This is a genomic window from Paenibacillus sp. F024 (genome assembly GCF_057814255.1).
The window spans coordinates 1-2,202 of sequence record NZ_JBVASZ010000078.1 but is presented as its reverse complement, the minus strand read 5'-3'; the positions used below and the strand labels follow the sequence as shown (position 1 = coordinate 2,202).

At 56.5% G+C, this 2,202-nt stretch carries 2 protein-coding genes; both read left to right on the top strand.

What is annotated here, in order from left to right:
- Positions 1-75: 75 nt before the first annotated feature.
- On the top strand, positions 76-519 hold the full coding sequence (gene tnpB, locus ACZYR9_RS27295; protein ID WP_488981476.1) for an IS66 family insertion sequence element accessory protein TnpB: 444 nt from the start codon (positions 76-78) through the stop codon (positions 517-519).
- Positions 520-572: 53 nt separating this feature from the next.
- Positions 573-2,141: an IS66 family transposase gene (gene tnpC, locus ACZYR9_RS27290; protein ID WP_488981475.1), complete on the top strand. Its 1,569-nt coding sequence runs from the start codon at positions 573-575 to the stop codon at positions 2,139-2,141.
- Positions 2,142-2,202: the final 61 nt, after the last annotated feature.

The window sequence follows — 2,202 nt, the reverse complement described above, 5'->3', positions numbered from 1 at the left end:
GCAGAACCTGGCATCAGCCTCTGCAACCTTCCGCGCCGTGACCGTCACGTCACCGGAGCCGGAGAACGATCCATTATGGGTACAGGTCGGATCCGCCCGCATTGTTGTACGTCCGGGCTTCGAACCGCAACTGCTCCGCGATGTGGTCGCTGCACTGGGGGCCGGATGCTGAGTCTGGCTGCTGCTTCACAGGTATATCTGGCCTGCGGCTCCACAGACATGCGCAAATCCATTGACGGCTTGGCAGCAATTGTTCAGGGACAGTTTGAACTAAATCCCTTCTCCACCGCGCTGTTTGTGTTTTGTAATCGCAGACGGGACAAACTCAAAATCCTGCAATGGGATCATGCCGGCTTCTGGCTCTACTATCGCCGTCTAGAACGTGGGACTTTTCAGTGGCCCTCTGGCGGCAGTTCCCCACTTTGCTTAACGCAGCGGGAACTGCGCTGGCTGCTCGATGGTCTTTCACTCACACAGCGCCACGCCCATTCCCCTGTCTCACCGGAAGTCGCGATCTGACATATAGAAACCGTAGGCAGGAAATTCCCCACAGCTTGTCGAAATAAAACGGTATGAAAAACGAAACGGAAACGCTCACCCTGGAACAACTCCAGCAGCAAAATGCCAGGCTGGAACAACAAAATGCCGAACTGTCGGCCAAACTCAAATGGTACGAGGAACAGTTTCGTCTCGCGCAGCAGAAGCGCTTCGGCGCTTCCAGCGAAAAAACAGACCCGGATCAGTTGGAACTGAACCTGTTTAATGAAGCGGAAATTCTGGCCACGCCTGCAGGACAAGAGCCTGAAATGGAAAAGGTTACCTACGAGCGCCGGAAAACGACCGGCAAGCGCGAAGAGGATCTGTCCAAGCTGCCGGTCGAAACGGTGACGTACCAACTTGCGGAAGGCGAGCAAATCTGCGCCTGCTGCGGTGGTTCGCTGCACGAGATGAGTACCGAGACACGCAGCGAAATCGCCATCGTGCCTCCGCAAGTAAAGGTCGTTCGTCATGTGCGGCAGGTGTACGCCTGCCGCCATTGCGAACGCCATGAGATCAAGACGCCAATCGTGACCGCTCCGATGCCGAAGCCCGTGTATCCGGGTAGTTTGGCTTCTCCTTCCGCGATGGCACATGTGATGTGCCAGAAGTACGTGGACAGTCTGCCCCTACATCGGCAGGAGCAGCAGTTTGCCCGTCTGGGCTACACGTTGTCGCGCCAAACCATGGCGAACTGGATGATCTACGGCGCAGAGCAGTGGCTGATGCCGGTTGTATCGGAAATGAAGAGATATTTGCTGAAGCAAGAAACACTGCATGCGGACGAGACGACGCTGCAGGTGCTGCGGGAGCCGGGGAAATCGGCGGAATCCGCCTCGTATCTGTGGTTGTATCGGACGGGGCGCGGTGCACAGCCAGCGGTCATCTACGACTACCAGCGGACGCGCGGCGGGGAGCATCCGCGGAACTTCCTCTCGGGCTTCAAAGGCTACCTGCATGTAGACGGTTATCCGGGTTACCACAAGGTGACAGGCGTCACGTTGGTGGGATGCTGGGCGCATGCGCGTCGCAAGTATGACGAAGCGCTGAAAGCTGCGTCGGAAGCCAAAGGCAATCCGGAAATAGTAGCTGCCCAAGGGCTAGCGTATTGCAACCAGCTCTTTGCAATAGAACGACAACTGCAGGAGGCTACGCCGGAAGAACGTCACAAGGCACGCACAGAGCGAAGCCGTCCGGTGCTGGATACTTACTATGCGTGGCTGCGCCAGCAGAAATCCCGGACGATGCCTAAAAGTTTGATTGGCCAAGCGATTGCTTACAGCTTGAACCAATGGGAGAAGCTCACGGCATTCCTGAAGGACGGACGGCTAGAGATCGACAACAATCGCAGCGAGCGTTCGATCAAGCCGTTTGTGATCGGGCGCAAAAATTGGCTGTTTGCGAATACCCCACGGGGGGCTGCCGCCAGCGCAGCAATCTACAGCGTGATCGAGACGGCAAAAGAAAACGGGTTGCATCCGTTCCGGTATCTCATGTACCTGTTCGAGGAACTGCCTCAGCTTGCGAATCCTCGAGACGCCCAGGCATTAGAACCCTTTATGCCGTGGTCACCGTCACTTCCGGACTCTTGCCGCGTCACGTAATCTTCATCCATCATACACTTGCTCCCATCTGACTGCTAGGTGGGGGCTATTTGACGCTCAC

Coding starts and splice junctions, on each gene's coding strand:
- tnpB (WP_488981476.1), top strand. CDS start 76: ATGGGTACAGGTCGGATCCGCCCGCATTGTTGTACGTCCGGGCTTCGA.
- tnpC (WP_488981475.1), top strand. CDS start 573: ATGAAAAACGAAACGGAAACGCTCACCCTGGAACAACTCCAGCAGCAA.